The sequence below is a fragment of the Acinetobacter sp. WU_MDCI_Abxc222 genome (genome assembly GCF_025514755.1).
GTDB lineage: Bacteria > Pseudomonadota > Gammaproteobacteria > Pseudomonadales > Moraxellaceae > Acinetobacter > Acinetobacter geminorum.
On record NZ_JAHPVG010000011.1, the window covers coordinates 68,710 to 92,191 of the forward strand.

Sequence of the window (23,482 nt, forward strand, 5' to 3'; positions counted from 1 at the left end):
CATTGATTTATTTTAAAGCGCAGCAATTTGCTCCATATTCGCTTTAACTTTCTCTAACTGAGCAGCAAACTCAGCAAGCTTCGCTTTTTCACCTTCAACAACAGCCGCTGGTGCTTTAGAAACAAAGCCTTCATTTGCAAGTTTACCTGCGATTTGGTCGTGTTGCTTTTGGATTTTATCCAAGTCTTTTTGCAAACGAGCAAGCTCAGCTTTAGGGTCAATTAATCCTTTCATTGGTACAAATACCGATGCATGGCTAACAACGCTAGAGCAAGACAAAGGTGGCTCTTGGTCTTTATTCAAGAACTCAATGCTTTCAACTTTAGCCAATGCTTTGAACAATGCTTCAATACGAATAATTTGTTCACGTTCAGCGTCAGATGTGTTTTGAAGTAATACTGGCAACAAGCGCGCATTACCTAAGCCCAACTCACCACGAATGTTACGTACTGCACCAATCAAACCTTGAAGCCATTGCATATCTGCTTCAGCTTGTTCGTTGATTTTTGCCTGCTCTGGAATAGGGTATTGAGCAGTCATAATCGTTGGGCCGCCTTGACCAAGCATTGGTGCAAGAGTCTGCCAGATTTCTTCTGTCAAATATGGCATTAATGGATGAGCCAAACGTAAAGAAGCTTCCATCACTGCAAGCAATACACGGCGTACTTCAGCTTTACGCTCTTCAGAAACTTCTGCATCGTTTAGAACTGGTTTAGTTAACTCAACGTACCAGTCACAGTATTCATTCCAGATAAAGTCATAAATCGCTTGTGCAGCAAGGTCTAAACGATACGTTGCAAACGCTTGATGTACAGCAGCTTCAGCTTTTTGCAGACGGCTGATGATCCATTGTTCTGGAAGTTCCCAAAGATCAGGGCGAGCTTGTTGACCAACAGTTTGACCTTCAACATTCATCAGAACGAAACGAGTCGCGTTCCAGATTTTGTTACAGAAGTTACGGTAGCCTTCAACACGTTTTAAGTCGAACTTGATGTCACGACCAGTGTTTGCAAGTGCACAGAACGTGAAACGAACTGCGTCAGTACCATAAGCATTAATACCTTCAGGGAACTCTTTACGCGTTGATTTTTCAATCTTCGCTGCATCTTTCGGGTTCATTAGGCCAGTTGTACGTTTTGCAACTAAGCTTTCTAAATCAATACCGTCAATCAAGTCTAATGGATCAAGTACGTTACCTTTAGACTTCGACATTTTTTGACCTTCACCATCACGTACCAAGCCGTGAACGTAAACAGTCTTAAATGGAACTTGCGATGAACCATCTTCATTTTTCATGAAGTGCAGGGTCATCATGATCATGCGGGCAACCCAGAAGAAAATGATGTCAAAACCAGTCACCAACACATCTGTTGGGTGGAAAGTTTTTAAGAAATCATTTGCTGCATCTTTTTGTGCGTCGCCAGTCCAACCTAATGTTGAGAATGTCCAAAGTGCAGATGAGAACCATGTATCAAGAACGTCTTCGTCTTGTTTTAGTTCAACGTTAGCAGCGATGTTGTTTTTCGAGCGTACTTCTTCTTCGTTACGACCCACATAGATGTTGCCATTCGCATCGTACCAAGCTGGAATACGGTGACCCCACCAAAGCTGACGTGAAATACACCAGTCTTGAATATCACGCATCCACGCCATGTACATGTTGCTGTACTGCTCTGGAACAAACTTAATACGGCCATCTTGAACTGCTTCAATTGCAGGTTCAGCTAGCGGAGCAATTTTTACGTACCATTGGTCAGTCAGTAATGGCTCAATGATCACGCCTGAACGGTCGCCACGTGGCGCTTTTAAGTCATACGGTTGGATTTGATCTAACCAGCCTTCAGCTTCAGCTTGAGCTACTAATTTTTTACGTGCTTCAAAACGCTCTAAACCAGCATAGTCTGCAGGTGCAGTAATGGTTTTAGAAATTTGTTCGCCAGCTTTTGCAATATATTCAAACTCACCTAAAACTTCGGCGTTTTTGTTGAAGATATTAATGATTGGTAAGCTATTGCGTTTACCTAGGTCATAGTCATTGAAGTCGTGAGCAGGCGTGATTTTTACACAGCCAGTACCGAAGTCTTTTTCAACGTAGTCGTCAGCAACGATTGGAATTAAACGACCCGTAATTGGTAATACAATATTTTTACCAACAAGGTGTGCATAACGCTCATCTTCAGGATGAACAGCAACCGCAGTATCACCCAGTAAAGTTTCAGGACGAGTTGTTGCAACAACTAAATAGTCTTTGCCGTCTTGAGTTTTAACTGATTTATCTTCAAAGAAATATTTAAAGTGCCAAAGTGAACCTTTTTCTTCTTTGCTTTCTACTTCAAGGTCAGAAAGTGCTGTTTGAAGTTTTGGGTCCCAGTTTACCAGGCGCTTACCGCGGTAAATTAAACCGTCTTCGTGCAAACGAACGAATACTTCTTTAACTGCGTTTGATAAACCTTCGTCCATCGTGAAGCGTTCACGTGACCAATCTACCGAAGAACCCAAGCGACGAATTTGTTTAGTAATCGTGCCGCCAGATTGTTCTTTCCATTCCCAAACTTTTTCGATGAACTTTTCACGGCCTAAGTCGTGACGAGTTACGCCTTGTAAGCCAAGTTGACGCTCAACAACCATTTGAGTTGCAATACCAGCATGGTCTGTACCCGGTTGCCACAAAGTGTTTTTACCCATCATGCGGTTATAACGGGTAAGGGCATCCATAATGGCATTGTTAAAACCATGGCCCATGTGCAAACTACCAGTGACGTTTGGTGGCGGAATCATGATACAGAATGATTCACCGTGACCAGAAGGTTTGAAGTAACCTTGTTCTTCCCACGTTTTGTACCACTTCTTTTCGATCTCGGTTGGATCGTATGTGGTTGCAATATTTTGAGCGGTTTGAGCGTCAGTCATAGTAGCTTAGATCGAATATGCATAAAAAATTGCATCTATTGTAGCAAAAAAATGCCTCGAAATTAATGTGCTGAAAACAGATAAACGGTTTTGTATTTTTTTCAAAAAACGGTAGATTTATGAAAGATGGATCACAATTTAATCGTGTGGCGACACGGCACAAAAATTACAAAAGAATTGAAAAAGGATGCTGCTGATGAGTTATGAAGTTTTTTTGAAAATTTCCGATTCAACTTATACCCAATTCGAGGCTATTCGGCAAAAACTGCATGATGGGGTAAGCCAAAGTCAGGCAAAAGTTTTGGGGGATGTATTGTCTGATCTTTCTTGTGAAATTATTGAGCAGGTTTTTTCTGTGCTTTTACAGTCAGGAAATGCAAGCATGTCTCCAAAACAACAGGCTGAGTCTGAAAAAGTTATTCACCAAGTTTTAGAGACTTTTCGAAAATACATGCCGTGGTCGGTTTCATTCTTTGGAAATGAACGTCTTTTACCCTTAGTTGACTACATGACCTCTCTCATGAAAGAGCAAGGGCAGCAAGTTTATATTACCTATCCGGTCACACTTCAACTCGTACAACAAGCCGAAACTCTTACCCAGCAAATTCGTGACGGTAATATGCAAAGCATTACGGCTGCATTTGAAACGCTCATACAAATTGTGGATTTAGGCGTAACAAGCCTAGTACGTGAACCTAAAAAGCGTTTAAAATTTAATTTGGTTGTCGATAAAACTCTTAACGGAGTCATCAACATGACGACGCATTTGGGCTATAAACGTTTGGAAAAGTTAGGGACACAGGTCGATCAGACCACAGCAACTCATTATATCAACCACTTTTTGGCCTTCATGCACCAAGCAGCATAATTTAAAAAGATAATAGGAACATCACATGGCCAAACTTGATACTTTGCAAAATAAAGTGGTATGGATTACGGGCGCGTCTTCTGGTTTGGGTAAGGCCTTAGCAGGGGAATTGGCTTTACAAGGCGCAAAGCTGATTTTAACTTCGCGTCGTTTTGAAGAATTAGAAGAGGTTCGGGTTGGCTTATTAAATCCCGATCATCATTTGTCTGTGGTCGCAGATATTACTGATGAAAAACAGGTTCAAGAGGCTTATAAGCAGATTTTAAAGGCGAAAGGTCGTATTGATTGGCTCATCAATAATGCAGGTTTAAGCCAACGCGCTTTAATTAAAGACACGACAATGGCAACTGAACGGGCCATTATGGAAGTCGATTATTTCTCACAAGTCGCACTCACCAAAACCGTATTACCGACCATGCTAAAACAAAAGTCTGGCCGAGTTGTATTTGTGTCGAGTGTAGCGGGTTTATTAGGCACTCAGTACCGTGCAAGCTACTCGGCTGCTAAAGCGGCAATTCACATGTGGGCAAATAGTTTACGTGCTGAGGTTTCAGATCAAGGTGTTGAAGTTTCAGTTATTTTCCCTGGTTTCGTAAAAACTAATGTTTCTTTTAATGCACTCAATGGCGCAGGGCAACCTCAAGGCCATCAAGATGAAGCAATTGAAAATGGTTTAGAGGCAGATGTTTTTGCAGAGCAAGCTGTAAAAGCTTTAGTACAGGGGCAAGAATATATTGTTGTGGGTGGGGCCAAAGAAAAACTAGGGGTGATGGTTTCTCGGATGTCACCAAAACTTCTTTATAAAATGATTCGGAAAACAAAAGTAAAATAAAAAAGTGATTTCGCCGTGCTAAATTGGTGAAAAACCCGCATAGAAGGTTCACCATGGATCAGGATTATCATCGTATTTTAGAAGTCGTCACGCGTTTTCAATTGGTCTTTGACCAGAAAAATTGGGATGCTTTTGATGAGTTGTTGGCAGATCAACTTGAGGTGGACTATTTCCAATTTAGAGGAGAACCTTTATGTGTGGTGTCTTGTCATGAATATAAAGGTTCTCGGCAGCAAGCCTTATCCCATTTACGACTACAGCACAATTTGAGCAATCCTCTGGTTCGAATTGAACAAGATCAAGCATGGCTAGAATGTAATTATCAAATTTATCGTTTTTCAGAAAATGATTATTTTCATTCTTTTGGTCGTTATTATTTTACTTTGGCGAAACAACAAGACCGTTGGAAAATTACCCGAATTTGCCAACATTTAACTAAAAATATTGGCAATCCACGTATTCATTTTTCTGAGGTTGGGCAGTATTAATCTTTAACTGCTGTTCCATAAGCAAAAACTTCGACCATTCCGCCTTGCATTCCGAGTTCGGTTGTACTCAGCCGAACTCCCATAATATGAGTAGCTCCTGCGGTATGGGCTTGTTGTTTTAAACGTACAATTGCCTCTCGGCGAGCACGTTCAACAATACTTTCATAACTGGTCAGTCTTCCGCCCAAAACATTTTTTATAGATGCCAATACATATTTAAAGTAATCATGAGAAATCACAACATTACTGCTAATAAAGTGGCCTAGCTGATCGCTTGTTGCAAAGCGATTGGTATCAATTCTGATATGGGCAAATTTTTGCTCTTTTTCTAGAAGTTCATTCAAATGTTTTCGTTCAATATGGCGGCCAAAAGCCCAACCAATACTGAAAAGAATGAGAAAAATAACAAGTTGAAAAATAAGATTGTCCATTTTCTACCTATGCATTAAATGGATCGGGTAGATGAGGTGCTTGAGGCTGGACAACCACAGCTGTGCCATATACGAATAATTCAGAAGCTCCTTGGGCAATATTTGAAGTTGAAAAACGAATACCCACAATTGCATTCGCACCAAGTTGCTGAGCTTTTACAATCATACGCTGCATGGCTTCTTGGCGAGATTCTTCTAATAATTCGGTATAACCTGTAAGTTCACCACCCACGATATTTTTTAAACTTGCCATCAAGTCACGGCCAACATGTTTACTACGAACGGTACTTCCGTAAACAACATCCAGCTGCTTTAAAATTTGGTGGCCTGGAACACTTTCTAAATTACTCAATAACATTGTTTTTTATCAATCTAAATTCTTAAGGTTTCAAGATAAAAAATATTCAGATGAGTTGCAATAAAAAAGCCCACCGAAGTGAGCTTTTGTGAATAAGTTATTTAAAACTTATTGCTTTTTAAGTTCAGCACTAGATGGTTGATTAACCACTGTATCTGAAGTATTTGCTTTTAAACCACCACCTAGAGTTTTGTATAACTCGATTTGGTTGTTTAAGTTTGCTTGTTGAAGCAATAACAAACCTTGTTCTGCTGAATAAGATGAGCGCTGTGCATCAAGAACCGTCAAGTAACTATCAATACCGGCACGGAAGCGGGCATTTGAAAGTGTGTAGTTGCGGTTAGTTGCTTCTACTAGACGTTGTTGAGCTGTTAAACGCTCACCAATGTTGGCACGAGTTGCAAGCGCGTCATTAACTTCGCGGAACGCAGACTGAACTGATTTTTCATAATCAGACAATGCAATTTTCTGATCAGTTTCAGAAATTTTTACATTGGCACGACGAGTGCCCCAGTCAAAGATTGGTAAGTCTAAGCTTGGTCCAATTGACCATACAAAACCACCTGACTTAAATAGATCACTTAAGTCAGTTGATGCATAACCTGCAGAACCCGTTAAGCTAATGGTTGGGAATAAACGTGCTTTTGCAGCACCGATATTCGCACCGGCAGCGCTTAAGTTATATTCAGCAGCTTTTACATCTGGACGGTTGTTAAGTAAGTCGCTTGGTAAACCCGCTGTAAATACATTTTGTTGCGTAATGCGTTTTACAGGTTGGGTTGGCAACAAGTTTTGTGGAACTGATTGACCAACTAACAAGTTCAACAAGTTTTGTGCTTGAGCAATCTGTGTTTTGTAGTTTGCTACATCATTACGCGCAGTTTCTACAGAAATCTGTGCCTGACGTAGTGGAACTTCACTGTCGATGCCCACATCAAAACGTTTTTTGTTGAGATTGTAAGAATCTTGCTGTGCTTTAAGTGTTTGCTCTGCAAGTCTTAAGTTGGCAGTTGCGAAAGAATAGTTCAACCATGCTTGAGCCACTTGACTGATTAGACTGATTTGAGTCGAATCACGTGCGCTTTGCGTTGAAAGATAACTATCTAACGCAGCATCTTTTAAGCTACGTACGCGGCCCCAAAAATCAAGCTCATAGGCAGTTACACCCAGACCTACTTGATAAGTAGAGTAGGGGTTATTCGGATCACGGCTTTGAGAAACCTGACGAATTGCACTACCACTTGCTCCGATTGTTGGAAGCTGGTTGTTCTGTGTAATTCGATATTGCTGTTGAGCACGTTCGATATTGAGCGTTGCTGTACGTAAGTCGCGGTTGTTGGCAAGTGCCAAATCAATCACTCCGAGCAAACGAGGGTCAGCAAAGAACTGTTTGTAACCCTGTTCAGCAATAGACGTACCAGAAGCGCTATATGCATAGCTTTGTGGAATATCGGTTTTCACGACTGGTTCTGGGCCGCGCATGCTTTGACAAGCTGCCAAAGCAAGCGCAAGTGCAGATACCGCAATGCTACGACCTGAAATAGACCATACGTTTTGCATCACGATTTATGCTCCTGAGTGTTTATGGTTTTTGGTTTATACTTAAAGATACTACGAATCCACACATAGAATACAGGGATAAAGAAGATACCTAAGAACGTTGCACTGAGTACGCCACCGAGTACACCGTAACCAACAGAGTGCTGACTTCCAGCACCTGCACCTGTTGAAAGGGCAAGCGGAAGTACACCGAAACCGAAGGCAAGGGTAGTCATGATAATTGGGCGTAAACGCATTTTTGCAGCATGTAAAGTTGCATCAATGAGGTCTTCACCTTTTTCCTGCAGCTCTTTTGCGAACTCAACAATCAAGATCGCATTTTTTGCAGAAAGACCGATTACCGCGATCATCGCTACCTGGAAGTAAATGTTATTTGAGAGATTTGGATCTCCTTTAATAATCATACCCAAGTAAGTTAATACGATTGCACCAATAATACCAAGTGGTACTACAAGTAAAACCGAGAACGGAATAGACCAGCTTTCATACAATGCAGCCAAGCAAAGGAAAACGATTAACAATGAAAGCGCATATAAGAATGGGGCTTGAGCACCAGACTCACGTTCTTCAAGTGATAAACCTGTCCATTCATAGTCGAAACCTTGTAAGCCCATAGATGGTAACTTAGCAATAATTTCTTCCATTGCTTTCATCGAGTCACCAGAGCTCACGCCAGGTGCAGGTGTACCTTGAATGTTAACCGATGACACGCCGTTATAACGTTCAAGACGTGGAGAACCATATGTCCATTCGCCAGTAGCAAATGCAGAGAACGGTACCATTTCGCCTTTGTTATTACGTACATACCACTTGTTTAAGTCTTCAGGCATCATACGGCTATTCGAATCACCTTGAACATAAACTTTTTTTACACGACCACGGTCAACGAAATCGTTAATGTATGAGCCACCCCATGCAATACGCATCGTATTGTTAATGTCGGCAATGCTAACGCCCATGGCACCAGCTTGAGCCTGATCTACATTAATTTGATACTGAGGTGTATCTTCTTGTCCATTAGGACGTACCCCTACAAGACGTTTATCTTGTGAAGCCAAACCTAAAATTGCATTACGTGCGGCAATAAGTTTCTCATGACCTTGACCACTTGAATCTTTAAGCTGCAAGTTAAAACCGGCTGTTACACCAAGTTCAGGCATTGCAGGAAGCTGTAATGGCATGATGTATGATGCATCTTTAACGATCATATTCAATGCCATACCACGCTGAATCAAGGCGCCAATTTGAGATTCTGGTGAAGTACGTTCACTCCAGTCTTTCAATTTAACGAAGCCAATACCAGCATTTTGACCAACACCTGTGAATGAGAAACCTGAAACCGTGAAAATAGATTGCACAGTATCTTTTTCATTCATGAAGAAGTTTGTCATGGTGTCAATCACTTTACCTGTACGGTCAAGCGTTGCATTTGGTGGTAATTGAACAAGGGTCATTACCACACCCTGATCTTCTTCTGGTAAGAATGAAGATGGGAGTTTCTGGAACAAGAACACTAGTAAAGCAATAACTACAGCGTAAAGTACGCCAGAGAAGATTTTGCCCTTAAGCATGCGGCTAACACCATTTTGGTAGCTATGCGACATACGGTCAAAACCATTGTTAAAGCCTCTAAAGAAACGAGCAAAAATATTATTGCTTGGTGCTTTGTTAGGATCATGCTGTTTTAAAATGGTCGCACAAAGTGCTGGTGTAAATGTTAATGCAACAATTAACGATAGAACCATTGCTGTTACAAGGGTAATCGAGAATTGACGGTAAATTACACCAGTGGTACCACCAAAGAATGCCATTGGTACGAATACAGCTGTTAATACGCTCGTGATACCAATTAACGCGCCAGAAATCTGTTGCATTGATCGTGACGTCGCCGTGACCGGATCGGTATGCTCCTCACTCATAACACGTTCGACGTTTTCGACTACAACGATGGCGTCATCGACCAAAAGACCAATTGCCAATACCATGGCGAACATGGTTAAGGTGTTAATTGAAAAGCCAAAGATATTAATAACAGCGAATGTACCCAATACAACAACAGGTACAGCAAGTGTTGGAATAATCGTTGCACGCCAGTTCTGCAAGAACAAGAACATGACAATGAATACCAAAATTACTGCTTCAATTAATGTGTGTACGACACTTTCAATTGAAAGACGAATAAATGGGGTCGTGTCATAAGCCAGTTTGTCTTCAAGACCCGCTGGATAGTTCTTGCGTAGTTCAGATAAACGTTGCTCAACTGCTTCTGCTGTATCAAGTGCGTTGGCACCAGTTGCAATTTTAATTGCAAGACCACCAGCAGGTTTACCATTAAACTTCGAATCGAACTGGTAGTTATCAGAACCTAACTCTACACGTGCAACATCTTTTAAACGAACCTCAGCACCAGATGCTGTGTTCTTTAAGAAGATATTTTTAAACTGTTCAGGTGTTTGCAACAAACTTTGAGCATTCACTGTTGCGTTAAGCACTTGACCTTGTACCGCTGGTGCACCACCTAACTGACCTACAGCAACTTGTGAGTTTTGCGCTTGTAAAGCTGTCGCAATATCACTAGGAGTAAGCTGATAACTGGTTAACTTAGCTGGATCAAGCCAAATACGCATCGCGTATGAACCACCAAAGACTGTTACCTCACCCACACCAGCAACACGGCTCAGTGGTTCTTTAATTGATGAGTTTACATAGTCTTTAATGTCTGAGTCAGAAAGGCTGTTATCTGGCGAGTAAAATGCAATAACTTGCAAGAAGCTTGCACCAGATTTAGTTACTGTTACACCTTGACGTTGTACATCTTCAGGTAAAAGTGCAGTTGCAGATTGCAGTTTGTTTTGAACCTGAACCTGTGCAATATCTGGATCAATACCTTGTTGAAAGTTTAATTCAATAGAGGCCTGACCGTTACCAGCACTGTTAGAAGAGATATAACGTAAACCATCTAGACCATTCATTTGTTGTTCAATGATCTGGGTTACAGTGTTTTCAACAGTCTCAGCCGATGCACCAGGGTAAGTTGCAGCAATTGTAACTGTCGGTGGTGCAATCGTTGGATACTGTGCAATAGGCATTTTTGTTAGCGTGAGAATACCCGCCAACATAATGACTAATGCAATCACCCACGCAAAAATGGGGCGATGAATAAAAAATTGTGCCATTCAATCTACCCCTTATGCATTAGATGCTTTCTGTTCTGCTTGAGGTTTACCTGATTGAGCCGGTTTTGTCGCATTTGGAGCTGCACCTTGTGGATTCGCTGGTTGAGCTTGGTAAGGTTTTGCTGAAACTTCTTGCCCTTCTTTCACTTTGGCAACACCATCAACAATCACTTTATCACCAGCTTTAAGACCGTTAGTCACAATCCAGTTTTGTCCTTGAACACCAGAGGTTTCAACAGGACGACTCTCAACAGCACCTTTGGCATTAACAAGCATTGCTACAGCTTGACCTGTAGGTAAACGTGTAATTGCAGCTTGAGGAATCAGGTAAGCATTAGGAACTACACCTTGAACAATCTGTGCAGTGGTATACATGCCTGGAAGTAACAGATGATTCGGATTCGAGAATACGGCACGTAGAGTAATCGTTCCTGTATCCTGATTCACGGAAGCATCAGAGAAAGCAAGTTGTCCTTCGATTGGGTAAGTTGAACCGTCTTCGAGCTTCAGTTTTACTTTCGTGTTGTTACTATTGTTTAAACTACCTTTGCTAAGTTGTTGACGTAAACGTAATAACTCGGCACTAGACTGGTTAATGTCAACATAGATTGGATCTAACTGTTGAATCGTCACTAAAGGATCAGTTTGGTTTGCAGTGACTAAAGCACCAGCTGTTACAGAAGAACGTCCAGACTGACCAGAAATTGGTGAGCGAATTGTAGAGTAGCCAAGATCAACATTTGCATTCGTTACTTGAGCTTTTGCTGCAGAAACTTGTGCTTCGGCAACATTAACCTGACCAAGTAAGTCGTCATATTCTTGTTTAGATACAGCATTACTCGAAACAAGCTGTTTATAACGGTTTAACTTAGTACGTAGTGAAGCTAGATTTGCCTGTTGTTGTAAAAGGGTAGCCTTTGCATTTTCAAGCGTTGCACGGTTAGTTCGAGAATCGAGCTCATAAAGAGCTTGTCCTTCACGAACGTAACTTCCTTCAGCAAACAAGCGCTTTAAAATCACACCACTTGTTTGAGGACGAACTTCAGAAATTTGATATGCTGAAGTACGGCCGGAAAGTTCAACGCTTTGTTCAACACTTTGTGGTTGAGCAACAATAACACCTACTTCTGCAGGCGGCATTTTCTGAGCAGCAGCAGCTTGCTGTTTCTCATCGGAGCCTTTGCTACAACCAACAAGTGCGATACTTGTTGCTAATGCGCAAGCAGTAAGGGCAGGAGCCCAAAGCTTAGCCGACATCATTGTTCCACCTCGTTTAGATAAAATCTAAAAATATATTTGTTTTCTACTTAACCTACTTTGTGTTTGTAATAACCAGAGCCAAAGCAGTGCAATCCAAATAAAACCTATGCCCCAACCGGCGAGTACATCTGTTGGAAAATGAACTCCAGCATATATTCTTGAAAGCCCCATACAGATAAACCAAAGACAGGAAATCAAAATGATATAAGGAGAGTTAGTGTTGGGCTTATGGCATAACATTATCATTGCCATACAAGCCAGTGTTGATGCATAAACACTATGTGCACTTGGGAACGATGCACCATAACTTTCGACAATATGATACGCCAGTGGAGGTCTTGGACGGTCAACACACCACTTGAGCAGCCAACCCGTGATGATACTGCCAAGAACACCCACGCTAATGAAAATAACAGTAATATATTTTTTATACCATGCTTGATATAGACATACCAGAAAGGATAAAAAACATACAAAAGGCATACCGCCTATACGTGCTAAAAAGATTGCAATAGAGTTAAGATAATCTGAACGATTTTCACTCAATATTTGAACGGTGAGAAGATCCAAAGATTGAAGTCTTGGCACAAAAAGACCAAGAATACCTAATCCTAAAAAAATACAACCAATAAAAAGCAATATATAGGGCATGTATATACCTTTGCTTATTCAAGCAGTGTCCACTACTGAAAGCCGTTAAAAGTGTACTTGCCAGTACACTTTTTTTCAAGCCTGATAGATCATCGTAAATTCATTTTGAAAATTTTTTAACATTTGGAAAAACAATCACAACAAAATTGACGAAACTCACATTCTGTGTACAAAGCAAATTATTGGTGATCCGATTTTTTCCCGTGATTTGTCGGTGTATTTTCTTCAAGTTCTAATGGTTGTTTAGGTGGCCAGAAAAAATCGCTTGGGCGAGTTAGAAAATGAGTCATGACCAATTTGGCTAAAGGTTTCCATTGTTCAAAGCGAACTCGACGGGCCCGTAGTGCTACAATAATCGTTAATGTAAAACTCACAAATAAGTTGGTGAGACCAATACATAGCACACCGAGAAACGACACAATAATCAGACCGATATCTGGGCTGCCGTTAATAGTCATTAAACCTTGAATAAAGTTAGCTGATGCAAAGGCAATATGACGAATATCTAAAGGTAGACCTAGGATGAAGCCTATGGTTCCCATACTTCCTAACATAATACCGAATAAGAAGTTACCGGCTAACGCACCTAAATTACGTTCAATATATTCAGCAAAACGGTTAAGGCGATCTTGTCCAAACCAGCTAGCTAACCGGCGATGTGCTCTTAGACGCGGGCCGACTTTTCGGTAAACAGCCATGTTGTCAAAGTATCCTGCAATGAGACCTGACAAAAACAGACATACTCCAGCAATTGCCGCATGTGGAACTGCTAGTGAAGTAAAGGGATTTAGGCTGTGTAGGAGGTAAGTTGCTTTAGTATGGGTTAATAATGGTTCATCAAGGTAAAACTGCCAAGCAAAAGTAATTAGTGCAGCAGTAGGAATCGCAATTGAAATATTACCCAAAATAGCAATAAATTGCGTTCGGATAATATTAATAATAAGCGCCGCTAACTCCGCAATTTGAGCCGTTTTAGAGCCTTTACGTTGCTGTACTGTTGCAGCAAGAGCCGCCGCCGTCATAGCGGGCTGCTTAGTCGCAACTGTAAAATGCAGAACATGAATCAGAATGAAACCTAGAGAATAATTCATACTGAAAGTAAAAGCTTGCATGAGTGGGGCCATTGTCATTCTTGCAGCAAGAATTTTTAAAGATGCCATAAAGGCAATAATAACACCTGCACCAGCGGCAGCTTTATACATTCCCCAGAAGCCTTTGGTATCTGTACTTACGTAATGTTCACCTGTTCGGCTAGCATTTTCTGTTACCTGAAAAGCAATGAGTTCACTGGTCGTACTGAGTAATGAGCGAACACTTTTTTCGCTGTAATGTGCTTTGGTTAAATCGGAAATAAGATGTCCTAAAGAAACATATTTTCCTTTAGTGTTATCTACGACCAGATAAAGTAATAACTCAATTCGATCAAGACATTGCTCAAGTAATGATAGTAAGTAAGTCAAACTTAAGCTGACACCAATTCTTTTGGTCGCACGGCGAATCTTTAAAACCACATCTCGGCATTGTTCCAACATAACAAATGCTTGTGATGCATCGGGCGGGGAAATAACTGCAATTTCATGTTCAGAAATTTCTTGTTTTTTATACTTTTCAATAAACTCAATAATTTCACGGTTCTGAACTAAAAATGGCGACTCATATTCTGTTAATTCTGGTTGTGCGTTAATAAATTCGGGATAAAGACCAATTCCACTAATTCGATAAGATAGGACTGTAATGGCTTTAATCATTTCACTTTGAATGACTAACTTCTCATCGACATTACTTTGGCTTTGCCCAATAAGACTAAATAAATTTGCCCAATCTTCATCATCAATATTATTGAGCCAAATTTTGTCACTTTCTAAATAGAAAATTTTACCAATTAATATTTTGAGTTGGCTTGAGTCTTCAATTAGCGGTAAAAAATGTGCTCCGAGTCTTTGCCCAAGCTGGTTCCAGAAACCATCTAAAGACAAAATTCCACTATCAGCATATAAACTAACTTGCTTATAGCGATTAATTAAACGTAATAAAAAAGTTTGTAGTAAGAAGGGAGCTGTAGGTGTGCGCAAAAGACTTTCAATAAAAGCCTGTATTTTTTTCTTAATTTCATCCGTATCTTGTGGGTTGGATGGTCGGATGACATTGACGAGTTCAATCAGTAGATTTTCATCAATGACAGCTTGAGGATCCTCAAGCTGCTTCTCTATTTTTAAAAAAAGATCTGAAAAATTTATATGCATAGGCAAAATAATATCTATTGTATTCGATGTAACGCAAGCTGAGTTAAGTTAATCAAAGCCTGACGATACGGTGTATCGGGTAGGTTTGATAAAGCTTGCAGTGCTGCTTCTGTTTCTTCTTGGGCACGTTGGTTGCAATAATCTAAAGCACCAGACTTCTGTACAATTTCGATGACCTGAGATAGTTGGTCTACTCCACCGGTTGCGATACTGCGACGAATAATCGCATGCTCTTCACCTGTTGAGCGTGCTAATGCAGAAATTAACGGTAAAGTTGGCTTACCTTCCATTAAATCATCACCAATATTTTTACCTAATGTTTCAGCATCAGAGGTGTAGTCTAAAATATCATCAATAATTTGGAATGCATTACCAAAATGACCGGCAAACAATCTTAATGGCTCACGATACGCTTCTTGCCCCGCCAAAATAGCAGCACCTTCTGTAGCCAGCTCAAACAGGCGAGACGTTTTACCATGAATAATTTTTAAATAAGTTTCTTCAGTTGTATCTGGTTGATGCTGTGATTGAAGTTGTAATACTTCACCTTCAGCAATTTCACATGTACCTGTTGAAAAGTCTTTCAATAAAGTCATGTTGTTTAAATCGACCAATAAATCGAAAGCACGAGCAATCAAGAAGTCTCCGACTAAAACAGCCGTCTGATTGTTCCATGTCGCATTTGCTGTAGGGCGACCACGACGAAGCCCAGATTCATCTACCACATCATCATGGACCAGTGTCGCGGTATGTAACATTTCAATGATTGCAGCTAAACGCTGTGCATTTGCCATGTTATCTAAACCACAAGCACGTGCTGCAAGCAAACACATGATTGGACGCATACGCTTTCCGCCAGCTTCAACGACGTGTTTGCTGACAGACATGACTAAACCGACTTTTGAGCTAATTCCTTCATTAATCAAGTGATCCATCGCAGCGAAGTCTGAAGCAACAGGCGCAAGAATGTCTTGCTTGAAATCGATGACCATATGAAGAAAAACCCCGTATTGGTAGATAAGTGGCGTTAGTGTATCAATTAAAGATGTGTTGCACAGGTTAACAAGTGGCTGATATTAATCATTTCTATTGTTTTTAAGCGTTTTTTGTTCTTTATTTAAGCAAAATACGATGTTTTCGGCAAAACAATAAATTTAATGACATCAGCATTAATACAACTTGTTCTTGACGCAATTTGTGTTTGGAACTGTATTTTAATTTTCATTCAGAATCAATGAAAACTGCTAAATTCCAGTCCAAGCTGTTTGATTTTGTAAGAATAGGGGATCATGCTTTACTGATAGATAGAAAATACTTGTCGTTTGATCAAATTTCACTTAAAATCTGTCGCCTTGTATAACCCCAGTGGCGATCGTTTTAAGATCGATATATCCCTTTATCGACACGACGACACGGGCTGATTGGAGTACATTATGTACGCAGTAATCCAAAGCGGTGGTAAACAGCACCGTGTAGTTGAGGGTGAAACCCTTAAAGTTGAATTATTGAAAGCTGAATCTGGTGCGACTATTACATTTGATGATGTATTAATGGTTGTAAACGGTGACAACATTCAAATCGGTGCTCCAGTTGTAGCTGGCGCTAAAGTAACTGCAGAAGTGATTGGTCATGGTCGTCACGACAAAATCCGCATCATCAAAATGCGTCGTCGTAAACACTACCGTAAACAACAAGGTCACCGTCAATGGTTCACTGAGTTGAAAATTACTGGTATTTCAGGCTAATCACGAGGAGTAAGAGACATGGCAACTAAAAAAGCCGGTGGATCGACGAAGAACGGTCGTGATTCAAACCCAAAAATGTTAGGTGTTAAAGTTTACGGCGGTCAAGCTGTAACTGCTGGTAACATCATCGTTCGTCAACGTGGTACAGAGTTCCACGCTGGTGCAAATGTTGGTATGGGCCGTGACCATACTTTATTTGCTACTGCTGACGGCGTAGTAAAATTCGAAGTGAAAGGTCAATTTGGCCGTCGCTACGTAAAAGTTGAAACTGTATAAGTTTTAGCTCGAAAAAAGCCCACATTTTGTGGGCTTTTTTTATGGCCTTTATTTTTATTCATCTTCATCATGATGAATGAAATTCTACAAACAACATGAATAACATAACAAAATATCTTATTTTCTCAATGATTAGCACAGAGTTTGTCGGTTAATATGAGTCTTGAATTAAGAGCTTACTCAGTTTCATAACTTTGAAAGAGAGTAAGTTGTCTTACAGCAACTAAAAAGGTGATGACATGAATATGCTTCGTAAAACTATGTGTGCTATTACACTTAGCGCGTCAGTGCTTGCTCCTGTAATGAGTACTACAGTGTTTGCTGCGCCTGTAGCAGCACCGGAGCAACAGGCAATTGGGAACCTGGTTAATCAGTTATCAGGTTTACAGCGTTTGACTGCCGACTTTGAACAAACAACTAAAGCCAATACAAAAACTGTGGCACAGAAAAAGAGTTTAAGTGCACAGCATATGAACCAGACATTTAAAGGCTCAATGAAAGTTGAGCGTCCGGGGAAATTTTATTGGGAAACAGTAAGTCCTGCTAAACAAACTATCGTAACGAGCGGAAAAACAGTTTGGATCTATGATCCGGATTTACAACAAGCTGTCCGCCAAAGCTTAGATGATCAGGTTGCAGATACACCAGCATTATTACTCTCTGGTAATACCAATCAAATCATGAAGTCTTATCGTGTAACACAACCCGATAAATCTAAACTCTATTTCACATTATTCCCTAAAAAAGAAGATGGGGCGTTCCAAAGCTTAACGATTAGCTTCGGAGCAAATAAAGCGCCTACACTTATGGTATTACAAGACTCATTAGGTCAAACCACCTATGTACGCTTTAAGAACGTTAAAGTAAATGCTTCAATTCCGGCATCAGTCTTTAACTTTACACCGCCAAAAGGTACAGATGTTATTGACCAATAATTAAAGCCTCTTCAAAAAAGCTACCGTAAAAGGTAGCTTTTTTTTATATAAGAGAGGCAGATACATTTTTTAACCCCGTCTTATTCTTACGCTTTGTATAGTGTTAGAGGTAAATTCATGGGGATTATTATGCGACTTTACGATAAGAAAATTATTTTTATTCTTCCATTAATGGCTGCAATGGCAATGGTAACTGGTTGTCAACCAAAGTCGGCAGCCAAAGAAGAGCAGGCTGCTTCGACTGCAAAAGTTAAAGAAACGAAAGAGGCTGGTGTTCCTGTAATTCAAGCAAAAGTAATCCCAGTAAAATTGCCAAAATCAAAAGTTTGCTTAGAAGATGGTTGTACTGAGTATGATTTTCAAACAGTACAGACCAATCAAAAATGGATTAATGATTACTTCACCAATCGTATAAAGAAAGCAGATCCGAATGCTTTTGCAAATTTAGCCGATCAACCAGTTGAAGTACCTGAAGGTGAACCAAATTCAAGTCAAAGTGCAATTTATGTTCGCTATTTAGGGCAAAACTATAATCTTGCCACCTTTGCATTACAGACTTATTCATACTCAGCTGGTGCTGCACACGGCATGTCTCATCAAGAATTTGTAAATTTTGATTTGTTAAATAAAAAGCACATTACTGTTGAAGAGCTTATAAAGCCAGATGTTGAAAAACAGTTGGTTGATGCACTTTTTGAAGCAAATACAAATTGGCTTCAAGCACATAATATTAGCCGTGAAAAACTTCAGCTAAGCGATAATTTTTACTATGGTGCTAATGGCATTGTATTTGTCTATCCAATTTATGAGCTAGCTTCATATGCAGAGGGAATGTCTGAATTAACGCTGCCGTATTTTGAGGCGAATAAGTTCATTAAACCTGAGTACTTACCAAGTGTGCCAAACTATAACTTGTAAAACTGGTGATCTATTCTAACAATTGTGTGAAAGCTATTCGTTATGAAGATGATCACTATATTTTTTAGTGTTAAGGCCTTACACTATAGCCAGTTTTTTACCCATATTATGATTGATTATGATCGACCCTAAGTTACTCAGAAATAATATTGAAGCCGTTAATGCGGCTTTGGCAAAACGCGGTGTTCAATTAGATGTTCAAGAATGGGCTTCTTTAGAAACTCGCCGTAAAGATTTGCAATCAAAAACTGAAAAATTGCAGGCAGAACGTAATGCCGGTGCAAAACAAGTGGGTCAGATTAAAAAATCCGGTGGTGATGCTTCTGAAATCATGGCGCGTATGCAAGCCATTGGCGACGAAATCAAAGCTGCTGAAGTTGCTTTGTCAGAGTTACAAAACGAGATTGAACAAAAAGCGCTGAGTATTCCTAACTTACCAGATGAGTCTGTTCCTGCTGGTAAAGATGAAGATGATAACGTTGAAATCTCAAAATGGGGTACGCCTCGTCAGTTTGATTTTGAAATCAAAGATCATACTGATTTAGGTGAGTGGATGGGTGGTTTAGAGTTTGAAACCGCTACTAAATTGACTGGTTCACGTTTTAGCGTATTGAAAGGTTCTTTAGCACGCCTACAACGTGCATTAACACAGTTCATGCTTGATACCCATACTTTAAAGAATGGCTATACAGAAGCTTACGTGCCTTATTTGGTCAATGCTGATTCACTTCGTGGTACTGGTCAGTTGCCAAAATTTGAAGAAGATTTATTCAAACTTCAAGGTGAAAAAGAATATTACCTCATCCCTACAGCAGAAGTTCCAGTTACTAACTTCGTTCGCGATGAGATTATTGATACCGAACGTTTGCCTTTAAAATATGCAGCGCATACGCCATGTTTCCGTAGTGAAGCTGGTTCTTATGGTCGTGATACCCGTGGTTTAATTCGTCAGCATCAATTTGATAAAGTTGAGATGGTGCAAATCGTTAAACCTGAAACATCTATGCAAGCACTTGAAGAGCTTACTGCACATGCTGAGGGCATTTTGCAGGCACTAGGTTTGCCATACCGCAAGATTTTGCTTTGTGGTGGTGACATGGGCTTTGGTGCAACTAAGACTTACGACTTAGAAGTTTGGGTTCCAAGCCAAAATACTTATCGTGAAATCTCTAGTTGCTCTAATATGGGTGATTTTCAGGCACGCCGCATGAAAGCACGCTACAGAATGGATCAAAAGAAGACCGAATTGGTGCACACACTAAATGGTTCTGGTCTGGCAGTTGGACGTACTTTGCTTGCTGTAATGGAAAATTACCAACGTGAAGACGGTTCTATCGAGATTCCAGAAGTATTACGCCCATATATGGGTGGTGCAACGTTTATTGACTAAGCTTTGCATCTAAATTGTGCACGGTTTTTGCTTAACCCAAATCAGATGATTAATGCAGAGGTTTAAGGTGGATATTTTTCCAATCTCTTTAAAGTTGCAACAGCAACATTGTCTGATTGTAGGTGGTGGGCATATTGCATTGCGCAAAGCAAACCTTTTAGCCAAAGCGGGAGCAGTAATCGATATTATTGCTCCTGCAATTGAAGAGCAGCTTTTACAGTTAGTCAAAACGACAGGCGGAGAGTATTTTGCCGAGTCCTTTGCTGAAAAAATATTAAATACACCATATCGATTAGTGATTGCTGCAACTAATGATGCACAAGTGAATAAAGCTGTTTTTGAACAATGTGAAGCGCGTAATTTATTGGTCAATAGTGTTGATGATATTCCACATTGCCGCTTTATGGTTCCAGCTATTATTGATCGTTCTCCGTTAATTATTTCTGTCGCTTCAAATGGTGCATCACCAGTTTTATCAAGACAACTTCGTACTCAAATAGAAACAATTGTGCCGCATGGCATGGGTAAGTTGGCTGAGTTTTCTGGTCAGTGGCGTAAGCAGGTAAAAGAAAAAATTCCCAATCCAGATGAGCGTCGGATTTTTTGGGAAAACCTCTATGCTAGCCCATTGAAAGAACAAGTTTTCAATGACAATTTAGAAGTTGCAAATGGTTTGATTCAGCAAGCCTTAACAGAATGGACTGCACCTAAAGGTGAAGTTTATTTGGTAGGCGCTGGACCGGGTGATCCAGAGTTACTGACACTAAAAGCATTACGTCTTATGCAGCAAGCTGATGTTGTGATTTATGATCGTCTTGTTTCTGCACCCATTTTAGAGCTTTGCCGTCGTGATGCGACTAAAATTTATGTCGGTAAAGCCCGTTCAAATCACTCCGTTCCCCAAGATGGTATTAATGCTTTACTAGTTGAATATGCTCAAAAAGGAAAGCGTGTTTGTCGTTTAAAGGGTGGTGATCCATTTATCTTTGGACGTGGTGGTGAAGAGATTCAAGAGCTCGTTGAGGCGAATGTCACTTTCCAAGTTGTACCAGGTATAACAGCAGCATCAGGCTGTTCAGCTTATGCGGGTATCCCATTAACACATCGTGATTATGCACAAAGTGTTCGTTTCTTGACTGGGCATTTAAAGGAAGGTTCACCTGAACTTCCTTGGAATGAGTTGGTTTATGAAAATCAAACTTTGGTTTTATATATGGGGCTAGTTGGTTTAGAACGCATTTGTGAGCAACTTATTGCTCATGGTCAACGTGCTGATATGCCGGTAGCTTTAATCTCTAAGGGAACCACACCAGACCAGAAAGTTGTAGTTGGAACATTAGCTGATATCGCAACAAAAGTGTCTGAACATCATATCGTAGCACCGACTTTAACCATTATTGGTGAAGTGGTGAATTTACGTGAACAGTTAAAATGGCAATAAGTTCATTTGAGTTTATTGCTGGTTATTAAAGTCGAGAAAATTTGTGATTCATGTTGTCCTATACGAGCCTGAAATTCCTGCCAATACAGGCAATATCATTCGTTTATGTGCTAATACTGGTGCACAGTTACATTTAGTCAAACCTTTAGGTTTTGAATTGGATGATAAAAAGCTCAAACGAGCAGGTCTTGATTATCATGAATGGGCACGTATGCAAATTTGGGACAACATAGAACTTTGCCTTGCCGACTTGAAAGCTAAAGGGGTTGAGCATGTTTTTCCACTCACCACTAAAGGTTCTGCAACTCCGCATACAGTTGATTTGAATCGACCTGTAGCTTTACTGATGGGGCCGGAAACACGCGGTTTGCCTGAGCATGTTCGCTTGATGTTTCCACAAGAACAGTGGATTCGTTTGCCAATGACTGAAAACTCAAGAAGTTTAAATTTATCTAATGCAACGGCTGTGATTGTTTATGAAGCATGGCGTCAGCAGGGTTTTAAAGACTTAGGATAAGTTAATAGTTTTTAAATAAAAATAAGGCCACAGTTGTGGCCTTATTTGTTTTTAGATGTCTTATTTAGGGAAAACAACACCACTTGCTAAATCATAATTTGTTGGTGAGTTGGTATAGACCGATCCAAGTCGAACTGCAAAGAACCAGCCTAATGTACCTTGGTCTTGAATCCGATTTTCAAAGATATAAGGCTCATCTGTTTCGGATGCAGCATCTTCAATAAATACTTTATATTCAATAGGTCCTGTATTTTCACTGTCGCGCTCAAATAGATAACCATCAATATTAAAGAAGCCTAGGTTATTGTTCGCGTCGACTAACCTATAACCTTCAGCCGCTTGTTCTTTAAGAAGTTTTTCAAGTTTAATTGCATCATCCTTGTTGAAAGGAATATGTTGTGGAACTTCAAAATAACGATATGCATAGGTTCCGTTATGGGTACTGCTATTTACGCAAGTAGGTACATAGAAGGTTCCATTCGTTGTGCCATTATTAGTGAATTCTGAGTTTGCGTAAATTAGCTTACAACCTTGTGCACCAAGTTCATTGAAGGCATTTAGAATACTTGTGCGAGAAGTGTTGGTTAAGAAGCGATTAGAATACGAATAGGTTGCAGGTTTCTTATCATTTTTCACAAATAAATATTTATCTGTATCAGATGTAACCTCACCAAATGAAAGCTTATATATATAGCCTAAGCTACCTTGTTTATTTAACTCATTCACCCATAGTAAATAACGGTTTGCTACTGAATTAGTTTTAACATCAACTGTTTTATAGGTGTATGTATCAGTAGATTTATTGTTTTTAACATATAAATTTTTATACAGCGCAAAGCTTCCATCCGGATTATCTAATCTTACAGATGGGGTGAGAAGAGCGTAGCCTTGACGTCCTTGGTCATTAAGTTGACTTAATACGTCTGCCCAAGATTCCTTATTATCTCCTAGTCTAAAACTTGCTGTTGCCAATACTTGACTTGGCTTTTGCATGCTTGCTGGTGGAGTTGTTTTTGTGAAGCAGGTATTTGTGAGATCAAAGTTTGCTTGCTGCAAATAATTATGTATCGCATTTGGTTCATCTGTAGGAACTAGACAGAATTGGTTTGCATTTTTAAACCCTAGAATAGCTGGCTGTTTCTGCGTTAGCTTTCCTGCTACTACAAGCTGCCAATCTACTTTGTTATAGCTTGAGGTTTGTACTGTCTGAGGTGCTCCAATATTTGAAACCAGACTAAAATCTTCAGCTTGGCGGTAACTTGCAACAATGTTACCTGTACAGTTCGATTCATTCTCATAACGTACTGTTTCACTGGCAAATCGAACGCTGTTATCAGAAACCTTAATGACGTTCATTTTTAGAGCAGAGCCGTTAATACAACCTCCTTTGCCTGCTAACCAACTTCCAACAAAGCGATCCGCTACACTTGTTGGTGTTGGTGTTGGTGTTGGTGTTGGTGTTGGTGTTGGTGTTGGTGTTGGT

At 40.1% G+C, this 23,482-nt stretch carries 20 protein-coding genes; 10 read left to right on the top strand and 10 right to left on the bottom strand.

What is annotated here, in order from left to right:
* Positions 1 to 12: 12 nt before the first annotated feature.
* Positions 13 to 2,910 carry a valine--tRNA ligase gene (locus tag KTJ10_RS15175; protein ID WP_262442366.1) on the bottom strand — a complete coding sequence of 966 codons (2,898 nt, stop codon included), beginning with the start codon at positions 2,908 to 2,910 and terminating at the stop codon, positions 13 to 15.
* A gap of 196 nt (positions 2,911 to 3,106) precedes the next feature.
* Here KTJ10_RS15175 and KTJ10_RS15180 point away from each other — a divergent pair, with 196 nt between their 5' ends.
* Genes KTJ10_RS15180 through KTJ10_RS15190 form a run of 3 tightly spaced genes read left to right on the top strand, consistent with a single transcriptional unit; the run spans position 3,107 to position 5,098 of the window.
* Complete coding sequence (locus KTJ10_RS15180) at positions 3,107 to 3,778, top strand: hypothetical protein (protein WP_032037327.1); 672 nt, start codon at positions 3,107 to 3,109, stop codon at positions 3,776 to 3,778.
* 25 nt (positions 3,779 to 3,803) lie between these two features.
* Positions 3,804 to 4,610 carry an SDR family NAD(P)-dependent oxidoreductase gene (locus KTJ10_RS15185; RefSeq protein ID WP_057077447.1) on the top strand — a complete coding sequence of 269 codons (807 nt, stop codon included), beginning with the start codon at positions 3,804 to 3,806 and terminating at the stop codon, positions 4,608 to 4,610.
* Positions 4,611 to 4,663: 53 nt separating this feature from the next.
* Positions 4,664 to 5,098: a nuclear transport factor 2 family protein gene (locus KTJ10_RS15190; RefSeq protein ID WP_005064505.1), complete on the top strand. Its 435-nt coding sequence runs from the start codon at positions 4,664 to 4,666 to the stop codon at positions 5,096 to 5,098.
* Here KTJ10_RS15190 and KTJ10_RS15195 read toward each other — a convergent pair.
* The 8 genes from KTJ10_RS15195 to sdsA all read right to left on the bottom strand — a co-directional run bounded on the left by KTJ10_RS15195 (position 5,095) and on the right by sdsA (position 15,769).
* Complete coding sequence (locus tag KTJ10_RS15195) at positions 5,095 to 5,529, bottom strand: YbjQ family protein (protein ID WP_101664666.1); 435 nt, start codon at positions 5,527 to 5,529, stop codon at positions 5,095 to 5,097. The genes KTJ10_RS15190 and KTJ10_RS15195 overlap by 4 nt on opposite strands.
* A 7-nt stretch (positions 5,530 to 5,536) precedes the next feature.
* The gene (locus tag KTJ10_RS15200; RefSeq protein ID WP_000927245.1) at positions 5,537 to 5,887 is read right to left on the bottom strand and encodes a YbjQ family protein; all 351 of its coding nucleotides are present in this window, start codon (positions 5,885 to 5,887) and stop codon (positions 5,537 to 5,539) included.
* 108 nt (positions 5,888 to 5,995) lie between these two features.
* Positions 5,996 to 7,447, bottom strand: coding sequence for a multidrug efflux RND transporter outer membrane channel subunit AdeK (adeK, locus tag KTJ10_RS15205; RefSeq protein ID WP_002116015.1), 1,452 nt, complete (start codon positions 7,445 to 7,447; stop codon positions 5,996 to 5,998).
* On the bottom strand, positions 7,447 to 10,623 hold the full coding sequence (gene adeJ / locus KTJ10_RS15210; RefSeq protein ID WP_086265311.1) for a multidrug efflux RND transporter permease subunit AdeJ: 3,177 nt from the start codon (positions 10,621 to 10,623) through the stop codon (positions 7,447 to 7,449). The genes adeK and adeJ overlap by 1 nt, the downstream gene beginning before the upstream one ends.
* A gap of 12 nt (positions 10,624 to 10,635) precedes the next feature.
* Positions 10,636 to 11,883 carry a multidrug efflux RND transporter periplasmic adaptor subunit AdeI gene (gene adeI, locus KTJ10_RS15215; RefSeq protein WP_002116482.1) on the bottom strand — a complete coding sequence of 416 codons (1,248 nt, stop codon included), beginning with the start codon at positions 11,881 to 11,883 and terminating at the stop codon, positions 10,636 to 10,638.
* A 24-nt stretch (positions 11,884 to 11,907) separates the two neighbouring features.
* Positions 11,908 to 12,534: a phosphatase PAP2 family protein gene (locus tag KTJ10_RS15220; protein ID WP_086265312.1), complete on the bottom strand. Its 627-nt coding sequence runs from the start codon at positions 12,532 to 12,534 to the stop codon at positions 11,908 to 11,910.
* Positions 12,535 to 12,713: 179 nt separating this feature from the next.
* The gene (locus tag KTJ10_RS15225; protein ID WP_262442367.1) at positions 12,714 to 14,777 is read right to left on the bottom strand and encodes a site-specific recombinase; all 2,064 of its coding nucleotides are present in this window, start codon (positions 14,775 to 14,777) and stop codon (positions 12,714 to 12,716) included.
* Positions 14,778 to 14,791: 14 nt separating this feature from the next.
* Positions 14,792 to 15,769, bottom strand: a complete 978-nt coding sequence (gene sdsA, locus KTJ10_RS15230; RefSeq protein WP_002116233.1) for an All-trans-nonaprenyl-diphosphate synthase — start codon at positions 15,767 to 15,769, stop codon at positions 14,792 to 14,794.
* A gap of 441 nt (positions 15,770 to 16,210) precedes the next feature.
* On the opposite strand from sdsA, the gene rplU reads away from it, so the two are divergent.
* The 7 genes from rplU to KTJ10_RS15265 all read left to right on the top strand — a co-directional run bounded on the left by rplU (position 16,211) and on the right by KTJ10_RS15265 (position 21,999).
* Positions 16,211 to 16,522: a 50S ribosomal protein L21 gene (rplU, locus tag KTJ10_RS15235; protein ID WP_000271409.1), complete on the top strand. Its 312-nt coding sequence runs from the start codon at positions 16,211 to 16,213 to the stop codon at positions 16,520 to 16,522.
* Positions 16,523 to 16,540: 18 nt separating this feature from the next.
* On the top strand, positions 16,541 to 16,798 hold the full coding sequence (rpmA, locus tag KTJ10_RS15240) for a 50S ribosomal protein L27 (protein WP_002116037.1): 258 nt from the start codon (positions 16,541 to 16,543) through the stop codon (positions 16,796 to 16,798).
* Between the two features lie 239 nt (positions 16,799 to 17,037).
* Positions 17,038 to 17,733: an outer membrane lipoprotein chaperone LolA gene (lolA, locus tag KTJ10_RS15245; protein ID WP_004789378.1), complete on the top strand. Its 696-nt coding sequence runs from the start codon at positions 17,038 to 17,040 to the stop codon at positions 17,731 to 17,733.
* 117 nt (positions 17,734 to 17,850) lie between these two features.
* On the top strand, positions 17,851 to 18,651 hold the full coding sequence (locus KTJ10_RS15250) for an RsiV family protein (protein ID WP_060466093.1): 801 nt from the start codon (positions 17,851 to 17,853) through the stop codon (positions 18,649 to 18,651).
* A 118-nt stretch (positions 18,652 to 18,769) separates the two neighbouring features.
* Positions 18,770 to 20,041 carry a serine--tRNA ligase gene (serS, locus tag KTJ10_RS15255; RefSeq protein WP_005072887.1) on the top strand — a complete coding sequence of 424 codons (1,272 nt, stop codon included), beginning with the start codon at positions 18,770 to 18,772 and terminating at the stop codon, positions 20,039 to 20,041.
* Positions 20,042 to 20,108: 67 nt separating this feature from the next.
* Positions 20,109 to 21,482, top strand: a complete 1,374-nt coding sequence (gene cysG / locus KTJ10_RS15260; RefSeq protein WP_005072889.1) for a siroheme synthase CysG — start codon at positions 20,109 to 20,111, stop codon at positions 21,480 to 21,482.
* A gap of 43 nt (positions 21,483 to 21,525) precedes the next feature.
* Positions 21,526 to 21,999, top strand: coding sequence for a tRNA (cytidine(34)-2'-O)-methyltransferase (locus KTJ10_RS15265; protein WP_262442368.1), 474 nt, complete (start codon positions 21,526 to 21,528; stop codon positions 21,997 to 21,999).
* Positions 22,000 to 22,059: 60 nt separating this feature from the next.
* On the opposite strand, the gene KTJ10_RS15270 is transcribed toward KTJ10_RS15265, so the two are convergent.
* A partial coding sequence (locus KTJ10_RS15270) for a PT dipeptide repeat lipoprotein (protein WP_262442369.1) occupies positions 22,060 to 23,482 on the bottom strand: 1,423 nt, incomplete at its 5' end.